This window comes from Labrenzia sp. C1B70, assembly GCF_000475395.1.
Taxonomy (GTDB): domain Bacteria; phylum Pseudomonadota; class Alphaproteobacteria; order Rhizobiales; family Stappiaceae; genus Roseibium; species Roseibium algicola.
On record NZ_AXCE01000063.1, the window covers coordinates 73,424 to 94,078 of the forward strand.

Annotated in this window: 17 protein-coding genes; 12 read left to right on the top strand and 5 right to left on the bottom strand. The window is 59.0% G+C overall.

The genetic code is table 11. From position 1 onward, the window contains the following. Positions 1 to 90 precede the first annotated feature (90 nt). Together Q666_RS64545 and Q666_RS64550 are read right to left on the bottom strand one after the other, a co-directional pair. Entirely contained in the window at positions 91 to 1,062 is a 972-nt protein-coding gene (locus Q666_RS64545) for an ATP-grasp domain-containing protein (protein WP_031268846.1), read from the bottom strand. A 203-nt stretch (positions 1,063 to 1,265) separates the two neighbouring features. Continuing rightward, positions 1,266 to 2,387, bottom strand: a complete 1,122-nt coding sequence (locus tag Q666_RS64550) for a response regulator (RefSeq protein WP_152533478.1) — start codon at positions 2,385 to 2,387, stop codon at positions 1,266 to 1,268. A gap of 201 nt (positions 2,388 to 2,588) precedes the next feature. On the opposite strand from Q666_RS64550, the gene Q666_RS64555 reads away from it, so the two are divergent. From Q666_RS64555 to Q666_RS64605, 12 genes are all read left to right on the top strand, one after another. Next, complete coding sequence (locus Q666_RS64555; protein ID WP_031268848.1) at positions 2,589 to 3,569, top strand: hypothetical protein; 981 nt, start codon at positions 2,589 to 2,591, stop codon at positions 3,567 to 3,569. A 429-nt stretch (positions 3,570 to 3,998) separates the two neighbouring features. Beyond that, entirely contained in the window at positions 3,999 to 4,433 is a 435-nt protein-coding gene (locus tag Q666_RS64560) for a molybdopterin-dependent oxidoreductase (RefSeq protein ID WP_208993838.1), read from the top strand. Continuing rightward, positions 4,430 to 5,770: a HAMP domain-containing sensor histidine kinase gene (locus tag Q666_RS65330; RefSeq protein WP_022999576.1), complete on the top strand. Its 1,341-nt coding sequence runs from the start codon at positions 4,430 to 4,432 to the stop codon at positions 5,768 to 5,770. Before Q666_RS64560 ends, Q666_RS65330 begins: the two co-directional genes overlap by 4 nt. A gap of 156 nt (positions 5,771 to 5,926) precedes the next feature. Further along, positions 5,927 to 6,943: a LacI family DNA-binding transcriptional regulator gene (locus Q666_RS64565; RefSeq protein ID WP_022999577.1), complete on the top strand. Its 1,017-nt coding sequence runs from the start codon at positions 5,927 to 5,929 to the stop codon at positions 6,941 to 6,943. Positions 6,944 to 7,057: 114 nt separating this feature from the next. Next, the gene (locus Q666_RS64570) at positions 7,058 to 8,518 is read left to right on the top strand and encodes an FAD-binding oxidoreductase (RefSeq protein WP_161633227.1); all 1,461 of its coding nucleotides are present in this window, start codon (positions 7,058 to 7,060) and stop codon (positions 8,516 to 8,518) included. Then, on the top strand, positions 8,511 to 10,007 hold the full coding sequence (locus Q666_RS64575; RefSeq protein ID WP_022999579.1) for a xylulokinase: 1,497 nt from the start codon (positions 8,511 to 8,513) through the stop codon (positions 10,005 to 10,007). Before Q666_RS64570 ends, Q666_RS64575 begins: the two co-directional genes overlap by 8 nt. After that, positions 10,007 to 11,071, top strand: coding sequence for a sn-glycerol-3-phosphate ABC transporter ATP-binding protein UgpC (gene ugpC, locus Q666_RS64580; protein WP_022999580.1), 1,065 nt, complete (start codon positions 10,007 to 10,009; stop codon positions 11,069 to 11,071). Before Q666_RS64575 ends, ugpC begins: the two co-directional genes overlap by 1 nt. A 47-nt stretch (positions 11,072 to 11,118) precedes the next feature. After that, positions 11,119 to 12,447 (top strand): extracellular solute-binding protein, encoded by a 1,329-nt coding sequence (locus tag Q666_RS64585; protein ID WP_031268852.1) that lies wholly within the window; start codon positions 11,119 to 11,121, stop codon positions 12,445 to 12,447. Between the two features lie 57 nt (positions 12,448 to 12,504). After that, entirely contained in the window at positions 12,505 to 13,365 is an 861-nt protein-coding gene (locus tag Q666_RS64590; RefSeq protein ID WP_022999582.1) for a sugar ABC transporter permease, read from the top strand. Beyond that, complete coding sequence (locus tag Q666_RS64595; RefSeq protein WP_022999583.1) at positions 13,362 to 14,204, top strand: carbohydrate ABC transporter permease; 843 nt, start codon at positions 13,362 to 13,364, stop codon at positions 14,202 to 14,204. The genes Q666_RS64590 and Q666_RS64595 overlap by 4 nt, the downstream gene beginning before the upstream one ends. Positions 14,205 to 14,207: 3 nt before the next feature. Then, the gene (locus tag Q666_RS64600) at positions 14,208 to 15,257 is read left to right on the top strand and encodes a glycerol dehydrogenase (protein WP_022999584.1); all 1,050 of its coding nucleotides are present in this window, start codon (positions 14,208 to 14,210) and stop codon (positions 15,255 to 15,257) included. A 3-nt stretch (positions 15,258 to 15,260) separates the two neighbouring features. After that, positions 15,261 to 15,959 carry an SDR family oxidoreductase gene (locus tag Q666_RS64605; RefSeq protein WP_031268854.1) on the top strand — a complete coding sequence of 233 codons (699 nt, stop codon included), beginning with the start codon at positions 15,261 to 15,263 and terminating at the stop codon, positions 15,957 to 15,959. A gap of 115 nt (positions 15,960 to 16,074) precedes the next feature. On the opposite strand, the gene Q666_RS64610 is transcribed toward Q666_RS64605, so the two are convergent. The 3 genes from Q666_RS64610 to Q666_RS0134435 form a co-directional block, all read right to left on the bottom strand. Beyond that, a complete protein-coding gene (locus Q666_RS64610; protein WP_022999586.1) occupies positions 16,075 to 17,400 on the bottom strand; it encodes an HlyD family type I secretion periplasmic adaptor subunit in 1,326 nt (441 codons plus the stop codon). Beyond that, entirely contained in the window at positions 17,400 to 19,172 is a 1,773-nt protein-coding gene (locus Q666_RS64615; protein ID WP_022999587.1) for a type I secretion system permease/ATPase, read from the bottom strand. The genes Q666_RS64610 and Q666_RS64615 overlap by 1 nt, the downstream gene beginning before the upstream one ends. Before the next feature lie 72 nt (positions 19,173 to 19,244). Continuing rightward, on the bottom strand, positions 19,245 to 20,655 hold a 1,411-nt coding region (locus Q666_RS0134435; RefSeq protein ID WP_031268855.1), incomplete at its 5' end, for a VCBS domain-containing protein.

The following is a 20,655-nucleotide window of genomic DNA, read 5'->3' on the forward strand; positions in this document are numbered from 1 at the left end:
ACGCTACCGGCCAGGGCTTCTACTGCCAGGACAGAGCCGCGGTGCGGGTCCTGACAAAAGACCATTGCGGCTCCGGCAAACCTGCGACGATCAGCCGTCGTAGATCGCGCTGTCGTATCGGAGCATTTTGACATTTTCTCGCCAGTCGTCGCTTGCGCTGCACGGGAGGCCCGACACTTCCTCAAGAAGCCATTGTGCAAAACGCGCGCCGGCATGGTCGGCCAAGGGATACCCGCCCCCAAATCTTGCATTGATTTCAATGACACGCGGTCCCAGCTCCGGGTCGTCGATCACCTGGAAACAGGCCACGCCGGTCAGGCTTGGCAAGGCCCGGTGCACGCCTTCGGCGATTTGCCGGAAGTCATCCCGTCGCACCGTTCTTCCCTTCTCGACTTCACCCGCGCGGATCTGGATGCGCAGATGAGGAACCACCGTTCGCAGGCTGCCGCCTGAATCGACGAACATGTTGATCGTGTATTCCGGGCCACGCAGAAACTGCTGGAAGACCATTGGTTCCTCAAAACGGCCGGGCAGCTCTTCGATAGCCTGAAAGACCTGCAGTCCCCGGCTGGCGCTACCGCCGCTCGGCTTGGCAAACACCGGCCAGCCGAGTGCATCCGGATCGGACAGCAACGCTTCGTGTCCCAGCGTTTTCGGCACCGGCACGCCTGCCGCCTCGAGCATTTCAGACGTCAGCCGCTTGTCCCTCACAATTTCGATGACTTCAGTCGAAGCCACATGCACCCGCGCTCCCAGCCGGGTGAACGCGTCGGACACGCAGGCAAGCGCCATCAACTCCGTGTCAATCGTCGGAACCACCAGATCGACCCGGTTGTCACGCACAATGTCGAGAATGGCGTTGGCATAGCTTGGGTCGTCGCAACGCGGCACGGCAAACGCCCGATCCGCAGCTGCGCATGCTGCACTTAAATCCGGAGCAAGGTCACAGGTGAGGATTTCCAGCTGGATTCCCAGATGGTCGGCAGCAGATCGGAAACATTGAAGCAAACCAACGCGGCGTCCCGCAGAACAAAGCAGCAATCGTAATTTTTTGACCGGCACAACAAATTCTCCGGAAATGTGAGAGGCAATTCAAATGGAATATCAATTCAGTATACGCGGCAATTTCGACCGCAGAGAGAATATAACCAGCCTTGGCTAGTTTGTGAATTCAGTTTCACGAACGTAATGAAGTCAGCGTGATCTTTTTGATTGTTGAAATTCACCTGCGTAACAAATTTGCCGGCATGCTCATCTTGGTGTCGTCACGTTGTTGGAAGCGCTTCAGTCTTTCCACGTTTCTCAACGTCCCCCTGCGGTTCCTTGATCGAGACAAGGCCGGTGAGAAGCAGTGCGATGAGGTCTGCCTGACGATTGGTTCCGGTCTTTTCGAAGAGATTGCGCAAATGAAAAGCGACTGTCGTCGGTGCGATTGAAAGCTCCTGCGCGATGTCTTCCTTTCGCCGCCCCTGCGCCAACGCGCGGGCGACCTCCGATTCAGTCGGCGTCAGATCGAACAGGCCTGCCAGAATCTCGTCCGGCATCCTTGGCCGATGCGCGAGATCCGAAATGAATATCACCGCCTTCGCGTCATCGTTCGGCAGTCCTATACTGTCCGGGAGCGAACAGACCGTAAGCAGAAAATCACGGCGCCCGGACGGTCTTTGCACCGTCAGGCTGGCAAGGTGGTCCTGGCCCTTGCAGGCAGCCTCACAGGCATTCGCCAGCAGTTTCCTGATATCGTTGGCGAGCTGCGATGAACCGGTATGGAGCGTCCGGTCGATCACCAGCCCGTCCCTGGCCATATGTATCTCCCGAGCGGCTCTATTTGCGAAGACAACACCGGACAACGACACCAGCACGATACCGAAGGAAAGCACGTTGAGAACACTCTCCATGCCGTTCATTCCAAGCGATCGGTCCGATCCGCTGCCTGCCAGGGCTTGCCGAAGCGTTTCCAGTTCGCTTTTTTGCCTGTCATCGATCCGGCTGACCTGGCGCAAGCGAGCTTCGATCGTTGCCAGCAACAGGTCATAGTCTATCGGTTTGACCAGATAATCGTCCGCGCCCGCGCGCTTGCCATGAATGATCTCGTCGCGCTGGTTTAGAGCCGTCAGGAAGACGAAAGGAACATCTGCGAGATGCGTGTGCCTGCCTCTGACGGTTTCGAGCAAGCCGTAACCGTCGAGCCGGGGCATGGAGATATCGCACAAGATGAGATGCGGGCGGATCGTTTCCAGCACGTCCAGCGCTTCGCGGCCATCAGCTGCACCGACCGCGTCATAGCCTGCAGCGGAAAGTTCATCGATGATGTCCTGGCGAAGATGGCACTGGTCCTCAACACAGAGAACTGTCAGTTTCTGACCGGTTTTGGGCTTCGCTTGCATCAACTGCTCTTTGAACCAGACCACGTTGAAATCTGACCGTGATGAGCCCGATAGTCGGTTCCATGGATGGCGGCGTCAATGGGCGGTCTTTCTTGACGCGATTTCATTCACCTGTCCCCGTTCAAACGCAGGGGGACAGCACTCACGTTCGACAATATTCTCCCGCCATATTGCAACAGAGCGTTCAAGGAGACGCCAAATATGTGGGATTTTTCTATTGGCCGTGCATTAGGCCTGATGTTTCAGACACTGCCTTTCATCATCTTGCGCATGGCGGTCTATTTCGGAGCTGCCGTTGCCTACATTCTTGCAACGGGTGTCGGTGCCGGGGTCGGCTGGGGCATCGGCGGGTTCGGCGATGCCGATTTCCAGGCAACGACCACGACCTGGGGCGGCGTCATCGGGTTCGGTGCAGTCGCCGTCGTGATGTATCTGCTGAGAGAATACGTTCTCTATGTCGTCAAGGCCGGGCACATTGCCGTTCTGGTCAAGCTGCTCGACGGCAAGGAGATGCCGGGCGGGCGGTCTCAGATTTCCTACGCCCGCGAAGAAGTCTCTCAAAGGTTTATGCAGGCCAGTGTGCTTTTCGGCGTCGACCAGCTGATAAAGGGTGTGCTGCGCGCAATCACGGGCCTGGTGCGGGGCGTCTTCACGCTTCTGCCGATCCCCGGTGCCCGGCAACTGATCTCGATTGCCGAGGCCTTCCTGCGCATTGCCGTCGGTTTCATCGACGAAGTCATCCTCGCCTATACGATCCGGACAAATTCGGACAACGTGTGGGCTTCGTCCCGGAGCGGGCTGGTGCTTTACGCCCAGAATTATAAACCGATGCTCAAGAATGCCGCCTGGCTCACTCTTATCGTCTACGGCCTGTCGTTTCTTGTCTTCCTCGTCATGTTGGCTCCGGCCGCCCTGGTCGCATATCTCGTTCCTGGCAGCTGGTCTGCGGGCGGCATCGTGTTTGCAATTTTGTTCGCGTGGTCCGTCAAGTCCGCTTTGCTGGAGCCTTTTGCAGTCACCTGCATCATGGAGGTCTACTTCCGGACAATTGAAGGGCAACAGCCTGATCCGGCCTGGGAAGCCAAGCTCGAACAGCTTTCGACAAAATTTTCCAGTCTGAAGGAAAAGGCGGCGTCCTATCAGCCTCCCCGGATCAACGATCCTGTCAAGGCGGCTGGCTGATCATCACGCACGCAGTCAGGACTGCCTTGTCCTGTCTGCACCGGCATCCGGCAATTCAGCGCCCTGTTTCTTGTTGTTCGCGTTGCGGGAACTCGGGACAGGGCGAAATACGCAATTTTCGGCGTGCGCAACATCGGAGGTCTGGCATCGGTTGAATGTTTGCAACATCAACAACCGGTGCCATAATGATTTTTTTGACCTTTGCGGGCCCGATCATTGATTGAAGCATTTGAAAAACAAGCGTTACCGGCAACGAGACGAAATGACATGGCAGCGGCGTTGTTCCGGTGTTGCAGTCACCTTCGCTGCTCCTTCAGGTTCACCAATCTGCTTTCTTCCCTCAAACCGTCAAAGGCATTTGCAGGGACAATGCTCATGCTGATCGGTGTCGGTTTATCCGTTGCGACAGCTCGATCGGAAAACATGTCATTGACCGCCCCAGCAGGCGAAGTCCGGCTGACGGTCACCGGCAATATCCGCAAGACAAACTCAGAGGCCGCCGCGCTTCTTGACGATGCAATGCTGGAAGCACTGCCCCGTCACACCCTCGAGACCTCGACTGTCGTCACGGATGGCGTAAAACGCTTTGACGGCTTCCTGATGCGCGACCTGCTTGAATTCGTTGGCGCCGACGGCACAACGGTTACCGCCAGCGCGCTCAACGATTATACCGTCGACATCCCGATGGAAGACTTCGTGCGGTACGATGTTCTTGTCGCAACCCATATGGATGGCGAACGGCTACAACCCTCGGACAAGGGCCCTTTCTGGATCGTTTATCCCCGGGACGGCCATTCCGATCTTCAGGACATCCGTTACGACTATCGCTGGGTGTGGCAATTGATCCAACTGAAGATCAAATGACGCGCAGAAGCGATCTTGTCGCCTATATCGTCGCAGGCACTGCATCCGTTGCCTTCGTCTTGCTGCTCGTATTTTCCCTCGCACGGCTTCTCGATACCGAAGCGGAATTGCGGCGTAACGAGGGGGACAACATGCTGTGGGCGATCTCACGAACGCAATCCGCGGCGCTCCTGCTGGATGCCGAGGTTTCCCGTCATGTCGGCACCATCTCCCGCAAGGCGGCTGAACTGGACAAGCGTTACAACGTGATGCTTAGCCGCCTGAACCTGTTATCGGAGGGGCCTCAACGACGCTACATGCGAGAGCTTGGCCTGGACGGAAAGCTGGAAAAGGTGGCTGGGGCGCTACGAGCGCTTAAGGCAAAAATCCTGGACATGTCATATGGCGACGTCCAGACGGCGTCTGCCGTTCACGACCTTCTCCAGCCCTTGATTGAGGATCTCGGCCGCGCCGGAAACCAGTCCATGGTCCGGCAATGGGAGGCAACGGGTGCGCGGCTCGACAATCAACGTGCCGCAATCGTGCAGGTCATCATTTCCATCGTGGCGATCATTGTTCTTGGCGCCTTTCTGTCCTTCACGATGTTGCGGGCGATGGCCGAACAGCAACGCATCCGGCTGTCGCTCTTGCGTGAACGCGAAACCGCCGAGATCTATCGCAGTTTCGTTGCCCTGGTTTCTCACCAGTTTCGAACCCCGCTCGCCGTCATCGATTCCGCGATGCAGCGCGTCTTGCGGAGCGGGAACCAGATGCCAACCGACGAAATCAGGCAACGGGCAAGCCAGGTGCGCTCCGAGGTCCGGGGCCTGACAAGCCTGCTGGAAGCGACGCTGGATGTCGTTCGGCTCGAAGAAAGACAGCTGACGGCCAGACCCGGAAACTGCCATGTCGAGGATCTCATTCAACGGGTCGTCGCCCGTCAGAGTGAAGAGACACCGGAGCGGGCTTTTTCCCTGGAAATTGGCAACAAGGTTCCCCAAACGATCGAGACGGACCGGTTGCTGGCGGAACAGATCCTCAACAATCTTCTATCGAATGCGGTGAAATATTCGCCGGTTACCGAGCCGGTTTCAGTGAGTGTCCGGGCGCAGAACAGGTCCATTTTCATCTCCGTGCACGATCGGGGTGTTGGTATTCCGCCGGAGGAGCAGGAGCGCGTGTTCAGCCGCTTCTTTCGCGGTCAGGGCACGGCGGGAATTCCCGGCACGGGTATCGGGCTGAACATCTCTTCCCAGGTTGCAAGGTTGCTCGGGGGAGAGTTGTCTTTTGAAAGTCAGGCGGGAATAGGATCGGCCTTTACTTTGAAACTGCCGGAGAAATGGCCGGGCGTGCAATAGATGGCGTTCTTGTCACCAAAACTGCTATGAGACTGGATTCACGGCTTTCGTTCGCACGTGAAGCGCGAACATTGATCTGAGCACTAACCTTCTTGCGCAAATTTTTGCGAAATCAGGTTCTGAGCTCGGGATCCATCAGTTTCCAGGGGAGGGGAAATGAAGCGCAAAAAACCACTTGTAACCCTGCGCGATGTGGCAGAGGCAACCGGTGTCAACGTGTCGACAGTTTCGCGCGTGCTTCAGAACAAGGGACGTGTTTCCCAAAAGACCAGAACCCATATTCTGGAAACAGCCGAACGTCTCGGTTACCACGGCAACCCGGTTGCGAGAGCCCTGAAAACCGCAAAGTCCTCGACACTTTTGATGGTTGTTCCCCAGATCGAAAACCCGATCTTTGCGTCGGCGATTGTGGGAGCCGAAATCGAGGCACGCGAGAAAGGTTTTGCCCTTCTGGTCTCCTATGACAAGGGGGATGGGCGCGAGATCATCACGGACATTTCTCGATCAAGCATCATTGAGGGTGTCATCATTGCGAGTTTCGATGAGGATGACCGGTTGCGACAGATGCTGAACAGCACGGGATTGCCGCATGTGATCCTCAACCGACATCTGGCCGGTGACCGGAATTGCGTTGCGATCGATACACGCGAGGCAGCCCGCATCGGGGTTGAGCACCTCATCGCCATGGGGCATCGCCGGATCGGGCATCTGGCCGGGCGGCTCGGCCGGTTCAATGGCGACATGCGGCGCCAGGGATGGCAACAGGCTCTTGAAGCCGCCGGCCTCGACCACGGCGAGGAATTCGTTGCACAGGCAGGCTACGATCCTGCAGCCGTACCTGCGGCCGTCGACAAACTGCTGGCCTGCGGCGTGACCGCTATTCACGCCGCGACGCTGCTGACCGCAGCTGCGGCCATTGCCAGATTGCACGAACTCAAGCTCCGTGTGCCGGAAGACGTTTCCGTCGTCACGATGCATGACGACCTGCTTGCCCGGGTCGTTTATCCCCAGGTGACCACAGTGGCTTTACCCTCCCAGGAAATGGGGCGCGCGGCAGCCAGCCGGCTCATCGACCTGATCCAGGGAACTGCGCCCGACGAGGGCTCAGCGCTCGAAAGTCTCCTTCTTCCTCCAGGCGATCTCATCGTGCGCGCATCGGTCGCCTCCATCTGAAATTCAGCAAACCGGGCTTGACATCCAGACCAAAGTGCAATTGTTTGTGTTTGAGCAAACGTTTGCCCAACGCGATTTCTGACAATCCAATTGGGCATGGAGGAGGAAAAATCTTTGAGTAATCGTGATCTCGTTTCCGAGCTTTCGGAGCTGGTCGGTGCGGAAAACGTCCTGGTGGACGAAGGTTCGCGCGCCGGCTATGCACACGACCGTCTGCCTTATGCGAACTTCCGTGCAAGGGAAGGCGCCCTGGTCGGTACGCTGCCAGGCCTCGTCGTGCGCCCCGCCACAACGGAACAGGTCTCGGCAATTGTCGGGAAGGCAAGCAAGGCAGATCACCCCCTCATTCCCTATGGCAGCGGCTCCGGTGTTCTCGGCGGGATCATACCCCTGGGCGGCGAAGTCATGCTCGACATGCAGCGCATGAACCGCATCCTGAAGATCGACCGGGACAACCATCTGGTAACGGTCGAAGCTGGCATGAACGGCGAAGTGTTCGAAGACGCGCTGAACGCAGAAGGTTTTACATCCGGTCATCTGCCGCAATCGCTGACCATCTCGACGGTCGGCGGGTGGGCCGCCTGCCGCGGCGGTGGTCAGGAATCGAGCCGCTTCGGCAAAATCGAGAACATTGTCGTTGGTCTCAAGGCGGTCATGCCGGATGGGCGCGTGCTGGAAATCAGGCCGCTGCCCAAGCGGGCCTCCGGACCATCGGTTCTCGATATCATCGTCGGCAGTGAAGGCACGCTTGCCGTCATAACGGAACTGACCCTGCGCATCTGGACGCTGCCGCCCGCCGAAGAGGCGATCGTGCTGGCACTTCCCGATCGCACCGCAGCCCTCTCGCTTGCCAAGCGCATCATGCAGGCGGGGCTGCATCCGCGCATCGTTCGTCTCTATGACGAAAAGGAAACCGCCTCGCGCACCGAAGGCATCAGTGCATTTGAAACGCGCCCGGTGATGGCAAACATCGTGGTTTGCGGCGAAGAAGCCATTGTGGCTGCAGAAGCGGCACTGGTACGCGAGTTTGCAAAGAGCGTAGATGCCGTGGAAACGGAAACACGTCCCTTCGACGAATGGCGGGCAAAGCGCTACGTCTCCATTACGAAACAATGGCTTGATAAAGGCTACTACAACGACACGCTCGAAGTCTCGGTGAACTGGAGCAAGGCTTCGTCGCTTTACGACACGATCGCAGCCCGGATTGCTGCGGAAGTCTCCAAGGACGCCCATTTCAGTGCCCACTGGTCGCATGTCTATCCGGAAGGCGTGTGCCAATACATGACCTTGCGCCTTCCTCCCATGGATCAGTCTGCAGCCTTGCCGCTGCATGAAAAAATGTGGGACATCGTCAACGGTGAAACGCTCGCGCATGGCGGCTCGATCGCTCACCACCATGGAAGCGGTCTTTTCCGCGGACCCTGGATGGACGGAGAGCACGGCGTCGGCATGGATATTCTGCGCTGTATCAAGGCCTCCGTTGATCCGCAAAACCTCTTCAATCCCGGCAAACTCGGCTTTCCACCGCGCGCCGGCTCCATCGATCCGTACCGGGACAGGGGTGCCAATGTCTGACGCCCTTTTGCTTGGGATCGACCTCGGAGCAGGATCGCTCAAGTCGACGGTCATCACCACGGACGGGAAGGTCGTGGCTTCGGCCTCCTGTCCGGTCGAAACACTCACACCGAAACCCGGATTCAGCGAACAGAATCCGGAAGGCTGGTGGTCGGCACTCGTCACATCCCTGCAGAAGATCTGGCAGGGCGGCCTGGAGCCGCATCGCATCGTCGCGGTTTCCGTGACGGCCGGAGCGCACACCCACGTGCTCGAAGACGAGTCAGGCAGCACATTGCGGCCCGCGATCATGTGGAATGACCAGCGTTCCGGTTCTCAGGTTGTGCGGGAAAGAGCAGCGCGCGGGGCTCAGATCCTCGACCTTTCGGGCAATCGCATCAGCCCCACCTGGACGCTGCCGCAATTGATCTGGTTGCAGGAAGAAGAGCCGGAAACACACAGCCGCATCCGCCGGCTTCGCCCGGCCAAGGATTGGCTGCGCCGTCGTCTCGACGGCAGCGATGCAACCGACATCACGGATGCCTGGGGGCTCATGCTTGCCGATGCACGTTCAGGGGGCTGGTCTTCCGAACTCTGTGCGATGGGGGGGCTTGAAACCGATGTTCTTCCGGAAATAGTTGCATCGACGGCGACGACGGGGACAGTGACATCAGGGGCCGCTCAGGAAACCGGTTTGCGGGAAGGCACACCGGTCATTTGCGGAACCTCCGATACCAATGCGGAAACCTATGCAGCGGGCATGACGTGCAAAGGCATCGGAGCCCTGAAGCTCGCCACGGCAGGCACGGTCTCTACATTGACGGACGCTCCCCGGTTTTCCGACGATGTCATTCATTACCCGCACCTGGTGTCCGATCATCACTACTCGATCCTGGGAACCAACTCGTGCGCTTCGGCTCATCGCTGGCTGCGTGACGCGCTTTTCTCGGACATGGGTTTCGAGGGCATGGATGCCAAAGCTGCCGAAGCCCCTGCAGGGTCGGAAGGTCTGCTCTTTCATCCCTATCTCAACGGCGAGCGGAGCCCCTACTGGGACCCTGACTTGCGCGCCTCTTTCGTTGGCCTGGGGTTCCAGCATGGAGCACCGCATTTCTGCCGGGCTCTCTATGAAGGCGTTGCCTATACGTTGCGCGATTGCCTTTCCGTTCTGCAACAGCGCGGCATGGGCTTCACCACCGCCCGTCTCGTCGGCGGGGGGACACGCAGTGCCTTGTGGCGGCAGATCATTGCGGATGTCACAGGACTGACGATCGAAGTTCCCGCCGAAGGCGACGCGTCCTTCGGTGCAGCGCTTATCGCGGGCATTGGTGCGGGCTTTTTCTCGGACACGGATGACGCTGCCCGCGTCATCCGCGTGGCAGAGACTTTGACGCCCAACGCCCGGGCCACGGCGACTTACGACGAAGGCTTCGTTCGGTTCCGGGAGGCAAAGGAAGCCCTCACACCGATCAACCACAAAACCGTGCGGGCAACCGGGGAGGCCAAGTAATGGCGGAAGTCAGTCTGCGCAAACTGCGCAAGACCTATGGGGCCGTGGTTGCGGTGGAAGGTGTCGACCTTGAGATCGCCAAGGGCGAACTCATCGTTCTGCTTGGCCCTTCCGGATGCGGGAAATCGACAACCCTGCGCATGGTCGCGGGGTTGGAAACGATCAGCGCCGGGGAACTGCATATCGGTGGCCGGAACGTGACCACGCTGGAGCCCAAGGACCGTGACATCGCCATGGTGTTCCAGAACTACGCGCTTTATCCGCACAAGACCATTCGCGGCAACATGTCGTTTGGTCTCAAGATGCGCGGCATGAAAGGGGGCGAGATCTCCAGGCGCGTCGACGCTGCAGCAGAAATGCTGGACATCACGCACCTGCTCAACCGCAAGCCCGGCCAGCTTTCAGGCGGACAGATGCAGCGTGTCGCGCTCGGTCGTGCCCTTGTTCGCGACCCGGCGGTGTTTCTGCTCGATGAACCGCTGTCCAACCTGGATGCGAAGCTTCGCTCCAGGATGCGGGAGGAAATCGCCCTTCTTCAGCGGCGCATCGGCAAGGCAATGCTTTACGTCACGCACGATCAAACGGAGGCAATGACCCTTGCCGACCGGATCGTGATCATGCGCGACGGACATGTTCAGCAGATTGGCTCGCCGCTGGAGGTATACGACCGGCCGGCAAACGCCTTCGTCGCGGGCTTCATCGGCTCGCCCGAAATGAACCTCGTTGAAGCTGACCTCAAGAACGGTTTTCTCAGCCTGTCGGCTGATGTCTCCATTCCTGCCGGCAGCGATGCCGGTGAGCGGGAGGTGATTGCCGGCATTCGGCCGGAAGCCATAACGATTTCCGACGAAGGTCCGGAGTTCGCGGTCCGGGGCATCGAACAGCTCGGCTCGCAAACGCTTTTCATCGGCGAGACGGCTGGTCATCGCCTGCGGGTCATGACCCAGCGCAGGGACGACATCAAGGTTGGTGAGAGCGTTCACCTCGCTCTTCCCGCAGCAGCAATCCACCTGTTTGACCGCGCCAGCGGTGAACGCCTCGAGATGCCGGGAGGGGCAGCTTGAACAAAAGGGTTTAGCCGCACCTGAAAGCGGTCAATTGGAGGAGAAACATGACTAAGAGCAAATTCGAGACAGGTCTCTGGACTAGACGCCAGGCCCTCAAGACCATGGCTATCGCCGGCGCCGGGCTGGCAGCCTCGTCCCTTGCGGCCCCGGCGCTCCGCGCCCAGGGCAACAAGCCCATCCGGTTTTTGAACTGCGAAACAGGCAAGGACACGCTCGCCTTTTTCTCGAAGGTGGCCAAGGAATACCAGGAAAAGACCGGCGTTGAGGTCGTCATCGATTCCGTACCGCTTGGCGAAAGCTTCACCAAGATCACCAATGGCATTCGCTCCGGAACCCCTTATGACGTGGCAAACGTCGGTTTCATCGGCCACGTGCTGCTATTGGCCGAGCAGGAACAAATCGTCCCCTTGAACGAGCTGACGGACGAATACCAGTGGGGGAACAACATCCTCTTCCCCATCGACAACAAGGTGTACTGGTACCCGTTCGACTACAACCTTGCGCTGATCTATTACCGCAAGGATCTTTATGAGACGAACGGTCTGTCCCTGCCGAACACGTGGGATGCGTTCGTCCAGAACAGCGAGGCGCTTGTCCAGGGCCGCCAGAAAGGCGCGCTGTTCCCGATCGGATCGAACGGGGCAACCAACTGGATGTCGTTTGCCTTCCTGTGGGCCGAGGGCGTCAAGCTGTTCGACGACCAATGGAACGTGATCCTGGACAACGACGAGATGAAGCCTCGGGTAGCCGCCTACCTCGACTTCATGACCAAGCTCTACGGCACGATGCCTCCAGGTGCTCTTCAGGCCAGCTATTCCGATGTCCTGTCCAACCTGGTTGGCGGTGCCGTGGCCCACGGAGCCTATGCCGGACGTGTTCTGGAAGCAGCAGAGCGGGACAACCCGACCCTGGCCGAGAACCTTGGCGTCATGCCCTACATGGATATGTCCGGAAAGCAAAAGGCGGTCAGCCACGGCTACGACGGCTGGGTGGTCCTGAAGACGGACAACACTGGTCCGGCGATGGATTTCATGCGGTGGCTTACGACCGATCGCATGGTCGACTTCCTGCACACCGCACCGGTTCACTTCCAGCCGACGCGACTTGACATCTATGAAGACCAGCGTTGGCGCGACAACGCAATGATCCAGAAATACTCTGGTGTGGTCGAGCAGATGCGAGAACTTGTGACCGACGAGTCTGTTGTGCTCACGTCCATTGATACGCAAGGCCCGGCGCCTGACGTCAGACCCGGCAAGGTGTTCGAGTCCTTCGTCATGCCTGAAATGCTGCAGAACAAGATCCTTCGCGAGATGGATTCTGCAGAGGCCGTGGATCAGGCCGCAGCCAAAATGCGTGAAGTGATCAAGTGACGAAACGGAGAGGGGAGTGGAAGCTCCCCTCACTTTCACACCATCTGGAGTTCGTGAATGACTCGCTGGTTGTTGCCGGGTTTTCTCGGTATCGGGTTTCTTGCGACCCTTGTCCTGATCGTCGGGCCTGCGCTTTATGCGGTTTCGCTCAGCTTTTATGACATGCCGTCGCTTACGGCCGATCCGGTCTGGGTCGGTTTCGCAAAATACGCCAAGGTTCTTGCAAGCGCAGAGTTCTGGAACGCGCTTTGGAACGGCTTCGTCTATGCCGGGTTGGCGATTGTCCTGCAGGTGGTGCTGGGCATCGGCTTCGCGTTGCTCTTGAACCAGAATTTCATCGGCCGCTCTCTGCTGCGCGGACTGACATTCCTGCCTTATCTTCTGCCGACGGTGGTCGCCGTGCTGGTCTTCAAGTGGATGGTTGACGGCTCACTCGGCATCATCACCGTTCTGATGGATGACCTGGGCCTGCCGCCGATCTACTGGTTCGAGACCGAGACCGCGTCCATGACGTCGGTGATCCTGATTTCGGTCTGGTTGTGGACCCCGTTCGTCACCACGACCTTTCTCGCCGGGCTGCAGACAGTTCCGACCCAACTCTATGAAGCGGCGCGCGTAGACGGTGCCGGGCCCGTCCGGCGTTTCTTTCACGTGACCCTGCCGTCGCTGCGCCCGATCCTGACGGTCATCATTCTTCTGCGGGGCGTGTGGATGTTCAACAAGTTCGACGTCATCTGGCTGACGACGGGCGGCGGCCCGCTTGGTGCCACGGAACATCTGCCGGTCCTGTCCTACCGGGAGGCATTTGCCCTTTATGACATCGGCAGCGGGGCAGCGATCGCAACGCTTTCCTTCTTCGTCCTGATGGTCGCCGTTGCAATCTATTTCCGGGTGTTCCCGATGGAGGAAGGCAAATGAGTGGACAAATCCAGGCTCGCCGCGTTGCCGGCCGGGCGGGACTTTACTTCGCGGTGATCGTTCTAGCGGTCTACAGCGCCTTTCCCATCTACTGGATGGTCGTTTCTTCCCTGCGTCCCACGCAGGAAATGCTCATGAACCCGTCTCTGGTTCCGCAGCGATGGACGCTTGAGTATTACACCAGCCTGTTGGCGCAGACCGACTATCCGCGGCAGTTCCTCAACAGTCTCATTGTTGCGGTGACCACCGTTGCCCTGACAATGCTTCTGTCCGTCATGATCGCCTATGGTGTCACCCGCCAGCGCATTCGCGGCAAACAGATGATCATCGCCGGCATGCTCTATGCCTACATGTTCCCGCCGCTGCTGCTGGCAATCCCGCTTTACGCAATGTTCGCGGCAATCGGCCTCAACGATACGCTGCTGTCACTTGTCATTTCCCACCTGACCATCACGATGCCGCTCGGCGTCTGGTTCCTGTGGGGGTTCTTCAAGACAATGCCCTTCGAGCTTGAGGAAGCAGCCATGGTGGACGGTTGCACGCGCCTGGGGGCTTTCCTGCGTGTTGTATTGCCGTTGTCGGTCCCCGGGCTAGTAACGGTCGCGATCTTCGCCTTTCTCCTGTCCTGGACCGACTACACCTTTGCCCTGGTCATGATCGGATCGGACGCGAACAAGACGGTGCCCCTGGGTCTTGCTTCGATGATCGGCGCCTTTGACCTGAGATGGGGAGATATCATGGCAGGCTCCACACTGATTGCCATGCCGTTGTTCATAGCGTTCATCACGCTTTCTCGTTACTTCGTCCAGGGCCTGACCGCCGGTGCGGTGAAAGGATAACTCATGACAATGCGCATTCTGGGCGCTCCACTGCGCTACGTGCAGGGACCGGGAGCCATCGATCGCCTGGCCGAGGAAATTGCCATCATCGGCGGTGGCCCTGCGGCGGTGGTCATTGATCCGGTAGCCCGCGACCTGCTTGGTGACCGCATCAGGTCCCAGCTTCCCGACGCCCGCCTCATGGAATTCGGGGGGGAATGCACCGCTGCAGAAATCGCCGCCAGGGCAAGGGAAGCCGGCGATGCCCGGCTTCTTGTCGGCATCGGCGGGGGCAAAGCGATCGATACCGCCAAGGGAGCTGCAATCGAGCGCGGTCTGCCGGTTGCCATCGTGCCGACCATCGCCTCCAACGACAGCCCGACCAGCCATATTGCCGTTGTCTATACGCCGGACCATGCGGTTGAGGGCGTCCGTCACATGAAGACCAACCCCTCCCTTGTCCTGGTCGACACAGCAGTCATCGCCGGGGCACCACGTCGCTTTCTGGCGGCCGGTATTGGCGATGCGATGTCAAAGCCGTATGAGCTGGCAGGCGCTCTTGCCGGAGGTGGTCTCAACTTCTTTGCAGGCCGTCCCACGGAACTCACCAAGGCCATTGTCGCGCGTGCCAGCGACATTCTTCTTGCCGATAGCGAAGCGGCGATGTCGGCCGAAAGCCCGAACGAAGCTTTCGAGCGCGTGGTGGAGGCCACCGTGCTTCTCAGCGGCCTTGCCTTTGAAAGCGGAGGGTTGTCGATAGCCCACGCGATGGTGCGCGGCCTGTCGGTCACACCGGCGCTCTCAGGGTTGCTGCACGGGGAGATGGTCGCTCTCGGCACCTTGACACAACTGGCAGCCGGGCAGGGATCCGAGGAGGAAATCCGCACCCTTGCAGCCTTCTTCCGACGGATAAATCTGCCCACATCCTTCGCAGCATTCGGCGTCTCCGGCGCAGCGGAACTGAAGCATATTGCCGAGGTTGCGCTCACAGCCCCCTATGCGCCGAACTACTACCGCAAACTCGGCGTCTCCGACCTCGTTCGCGCGATGCAACTGCTCGACGAAGGACATTGATCGATGCCGCCATCAAGAAATGTTGTGGTCACCGGCGGAGGTACAGGTATCGGTCTTGCAACAACGCAGCTTTTGACCGAACGCGGCTGGCAGGTAACGGCCGCAGGCCTGGAACGGGAGGAAGGCTTTCCGCAAGCTGCCCGGTTTGTCGAGGTTGACGTTACTGATGAGGCCGCGCTTGCCCATCTCCTTGAAGAAGAGCAAGAGCTCGGCGGCCTGGTCACCTGTGCGGGCACGATCCAGTACAGCCGGGAATGGGACGCAGCGGTATTCGAGAAGGTGATGGCGGTGAATGTCACCGGCGTGCTCACCTCCTGTACGGCCGCGCGCGATACGCTTCAACGCGGCAACGGTTCCGTCGTCAACATCGCCTCCATGTGGAGCTGGTTCGGCAACCCCGTTGCGCCTGCTTACGGCACCAGCAAGGGGGCGGTCGCTGCCCTCACCCGATCCCTTGCCGTTGCCTGGGGAGGAACCGGTATAAGGGTCAACGCGGTCGCACCGGGTTGGGTGGAAACACGCATTTCCGAAGGCGCACGATCAGACCCGGCACGGCGTGCACGGATCGACGCCCGCATCCCGATCGGCCGTTGGGCCGCGACGGTGGAGATTGCGCGGGTCGTCGCGTTCCTTCTGTCTGAAGACGCTTCCTACGTTCATGGCGCGATCGTTCCGGTGGACGGTGGTTATCTGGCGGCGTGAACCATGCAAGGTATTGCGTCGCTGCGGCATGCCTAAAACGCCGAAAGGCGTTGCCGGGTTCTGTTCTTCCAAACCCGGCAACGCCTTCTGATTTTAGGGTCACGCGACAGCCGCTTTAGAGTACGCGTTCTTCCCGGAACGCCCGCCCGAAGGATTGCAGCACAGGATCCAGCAGATAGCGCATCGGCGTATGGGCTCCTGTTTGAATGAAGACCTGCGCGGGCATGCCTGGCACCAGCTCAAAACCGCCTCCGGCCTCCCGGATGTCGTCGGACGTAACCCTGACCCGCACCGTGTAGAATTGCTCTCCCGTCTGCTCGTCCGTTTCGGCGTCCGCACCAACCTGGAAGACTTCCCCTGTCAAGGGCTTCATGTGCCGCCCCATGAAGGAGGTGAGCTGAACTTTGGCGTCCATCCCGATCATCACGTTGTCGATGTCGGACGTACGCAGGCGCGTGTCGAGGATGAGTTCCTCGTTCTCGGGCACGATCGTGATGATCGGTTCGCCCGGCCGCACGACACCGCCGACCGTCTTGTAGTTGACCTTGAGCACCCGCCCCTCGATCGGAGAGACGATCTCTGTGCGGTTCAGGATGTCCGAAGTCGCGGAAAGCGCCTCGTCGGCTTGCGCAATCTCCGCGTTGATTTCCGACAACTCCTTGGCCACCTTTTCGCGTTCTTCGCTGAGGGCCGTCAGTTCCGCGATCTTGATTTCCTCGATCTTCTGCCGCGCACGAGCGATCGTTGATCCGATGGCATTGCGCTCCGACCACAGTTCGGCCCGCTTGCGTTGCAGAGCCAGGAGTTCAGGCTGCCGCATCAGGCCTTTGTCCATCAGGACCTTTTTGCTATCCAGCTCCTTGTCAAGCAGCAGGATCTGATCATCCATGCCGTCTATCTGGGCTTTCAGGCTGCTGATCTCGGCTTCAACCTGGCCTGCCTGCACATGATAAGTCGACTGCTGCCTTCCCAGCAGCTCGCGCCGTACCTTGAATTTTGTAATCTCGTTGGCAACGAACTGCGTGTAGCTTTTGTCGGCCGACATGACCGACGGCATCTGGACCTCAAAGGTTTCATCGCCACGCTCTTGCGCCAGCAGCCGGTCTCTGGTCACCACATAGCGTTGGTGCTTGCGGTAGATCGACAGATAGTTTGCCGTTGCCAATGCCTGGTCAAGAACCATGAGAAGCTGACCGTCCTTGACGACATCGCCCTCCTTCACATTGAGATGGCGTACAATTCCGCCTTCCAGATGCTGCACCACGCGCAAGCTTCCGTCCGGACTGACCTTGCCGGCGGCGATGGCGGCCGACGACAGCTCCGCGAAGCTTGCCCAAATTCCCGTGCCGAAGAAACAAACCGCGACGACCAACGAACCCATGATCCAGTGTTGCCGGATGGAGCGACGGAGGGACGACGCCGGGTTATTTTGCTCTTTCATCACTGACCTCCCTGAGTTTCGTTGGCCGGCGAAGCGCCTTTCGCTTGCGCCGGCTGGACCTTGCCAAGTTTCTGCAGGATATCGCTGACCGGGCGGATGGCGTGCTTCATGAACTCCTCGCCGGTTTGCGTCTTTTGAATTGTGCCGTCCGCAAGGGTGATGATCAGATCGACTTTCGAGAGCGCCGAGGGTCTGTGGCTTACAATGATGACCGTGCAGCCTTGTTCCCGAAGGAGCACAAGGCACTCCTGAAGCGAGGCTTCGCCATCACTGTCCAGGTTGGAATTCGGTTCATCGAGGATAATCAGCTTGGGCTTGTTGTAGATCGCCCTGGCCAGACCGACCCTTTGGGCCTGTCCGCCGGACAGACGAAGTCCGCCCGGGCCGATCAGGGTTTCATAGCCGTTCGGCAGAGCGTTGATCATGTCGTGGCAACCGGCAAGGCGCGCGGCAGTCACAACCTTTTCATCGTCCGGCTCGCCCATCCGGGCGATGTTTTCCTTCACAGTGCCGTATAGCAGTTCCACGGACTGCGACAGGTAGCCAATGTTCCGGCCGAGTTGCTGCGGGTCCCAATTGCGCATGGCGACACCGTCAAGACGGACCGAACCGGAACTCGGATCCATTGCGCCAATCAACAATTTGCACAAGGTGCTCTTGCCTGAGCCGGAATGGCCGACGATTGCATTCAGGGTTGCCGGCTTGATATCAATCGTGATGTTGCGCAGCAACGGCCGTTCCTGGCCTGAAACGAGCAGATTGACACCTTTGAGCTGCAGGTGCCCACTGGGATCCGGCTGCTGGGTCCGGTCGAAGTGGAGCGGAGCTGCCAGAAAAATATCGTTCAGCCGACGATGGGACTGCATCGCGCCGACGATGCCCCGCCAGGCGCCGATGGCCTGTTCGGCAGGCGCAAGCGCGCGCCCCATGATGATTGACGCTGCAATCATGCCACCCGGGGTGATTTCACCCAGCGTGGCAAAATAGGCCCCGAGACCCAAGACACTGATCTGTGCCGTGAACCGGATGAACTTGGTGATCGCGGCGGTCTTCGCTGAAAAGGCGGCGACGGCGAAAGTAGAATTGGCCACCAGTTCGTTGTCGTTCCGGTAGCGGGCGAGAACGCCAGGCAGCATTCCCATGCTGTAGACGCTTTCCGCGTGTTGGGTCGCGATGTCAATCGTCTGCTGTGCCCGCACACGAGCCGCCGCAGCACCCGCCATCCGGCGGCGGGTGACCGTGTCGTTGATACCTGCGATTATCACCAAGAGCACACCGGCCGCGATGGCGACGAAGCCGAGGGCAGGGTGGATGAGAATAATGGCACCGACAAAGAAGGGCACCCAGGGCCCATCGAAGAAAGGTAGCACGCTCGAACTGCCAACGAACTGCCGGATGGTTGCCAGGTCGTTCATTGCATGCGAGTGGGACTTGCCCGTCGACCTGGCCGTCTGGATGACGGCATGCAGCAGGTCGGCATGTACGGTTTCATCCCACCATTTGGCTATGCTGGCGAGGATGGAGCCGCGGATTGCATCAAGAACCGCAATCACCGCCAGGAAAAAAATCACGATCATCGTCAGGAAGACAAGTGTCTCGAGGTGGCCGCTCTGCATCACCCGGTCGAAGATCTGCTGCATGTAGAGGGGGGAAGCCAGAGTTCCGAGATTGACAAAGATCGAAAAGAAACCAACGGCAAGAAACCCGGCCCAGGAAGAGCGATAAACCTTGAGAGCGGGATAAACGCTTTCCCTTGCGCTGCGTACAGCCATGTAGACTCTCCAAAAAAAACATAAAAAAGAAGAGAGGAGAGGGCGCGTGCGCCCTCTCCAGAAGTTTCATGATCAGACGACCAGCGGACCGTCGCCGTCTCCGTCAAATGTCGGGATAAGCATTTCAGGGATGTCGCCCGCACCGTCCGCGGTGGTCCAGTCGTCACCGCCGAAGGTGTTGGTCTTGTCCGGATCTACCGACAGTTCGATATCGAACTCGGCGGAGTTGGAGACCGCATCATGGACATCCACTACAGTCATGGTACCCGAGATGTTGGCGGTTTCGCCCTGATCCATGACCTGGGCCATAATGCGTTCCAGGTTATGGGTGAAGGTCACGCTGCCGTCGGCTTCACCGATGTTCAAAAGCCCTGCGGCTTCCAGATCGGCGATATCCAGCGTCACCTGATGACCCGCGATGGACAGGCTGAGAGTACCCGAGATCTCGTCGATCTGGAGCGTTTCCGTTTCACCATCATCAACGTCGTTGGCAGCCAGAAGCTCAAGAAGGTTGAAGCTGCTTTCGTCGTTGTTGGAGTTGCTGTGAACAACAGTGAACGAACCCGTGTAGTCCTCAATAGTCGGGGCATCGTTCGTGCCGTTGATGGTGATGGTCACGTCGGTGGTGACAGTGCCGCCGTTGTTGTCGGATACGGTTACCGTATAGACTTCGTCGACGCTGTCGCCTTCGTTGAGGGCCTGAACATTGGCGTTGAACTGGTCAATGGTATAGGTCCATTCACCGGTTTCCTCATCGATGCTGAATTGACCCAGTGCCCCGTCAACGACAGAGGCGGAGTAGGTCAGGACATCCCGAATATCGACATCCATTCCGACGATCAGGCCAGTGGCAACGTCTGTACCGTCTTCCCCGACACCGGATTCCGTCACCTCGCCCAGGACATCCGCTTCGGAGATCGTGGGATCGTCGTTGGTGCCGGTCACAACGACCGTCACTTCCCGCGTGTCCGTCGCTCCGCTATCGTCCGTCACGGTCAGGAGGTACTTGACTTCCAGCTGTTCGCCTTGGGCGAGGAAGTCGAGTGCCGTTGCGGCGATTGCAAAGGTCCAGGTGGCGCCTCCGTTGTTGGCGTTACCGGCCGATTGCTGCACCGTCAGCGCATTCGTGAAGGCAACCTTCTGTTCCGGCGTCAGCGTGAAACCACTGCCTGCGACTGGTTCGACAGAGGTGAACTGAGCGGTCACTTCCGGCGTGTCGGACAGGTCAAGGTCGGTGAAGAAGACCTCACCGGATGTTTCAAGCTGTGCCGGGGTATTGGCTTCCTCGAGGACGCCATCGAAGACACTGCCAGAGAACACCGGTCCATCATTGGTGCCGGTGATCGTGATGGTGATCTGGGTGGTGTCAGTGCCTTCCGGGAACCAGTTCCGGTCACTGACTTTGACGTCGAACGTCAGGGTCAGCGTTTCGCCGTCCGCCAGCCAGTCGAGTGGAGCCGAACCGTTGTAGGCATAGGTGAAT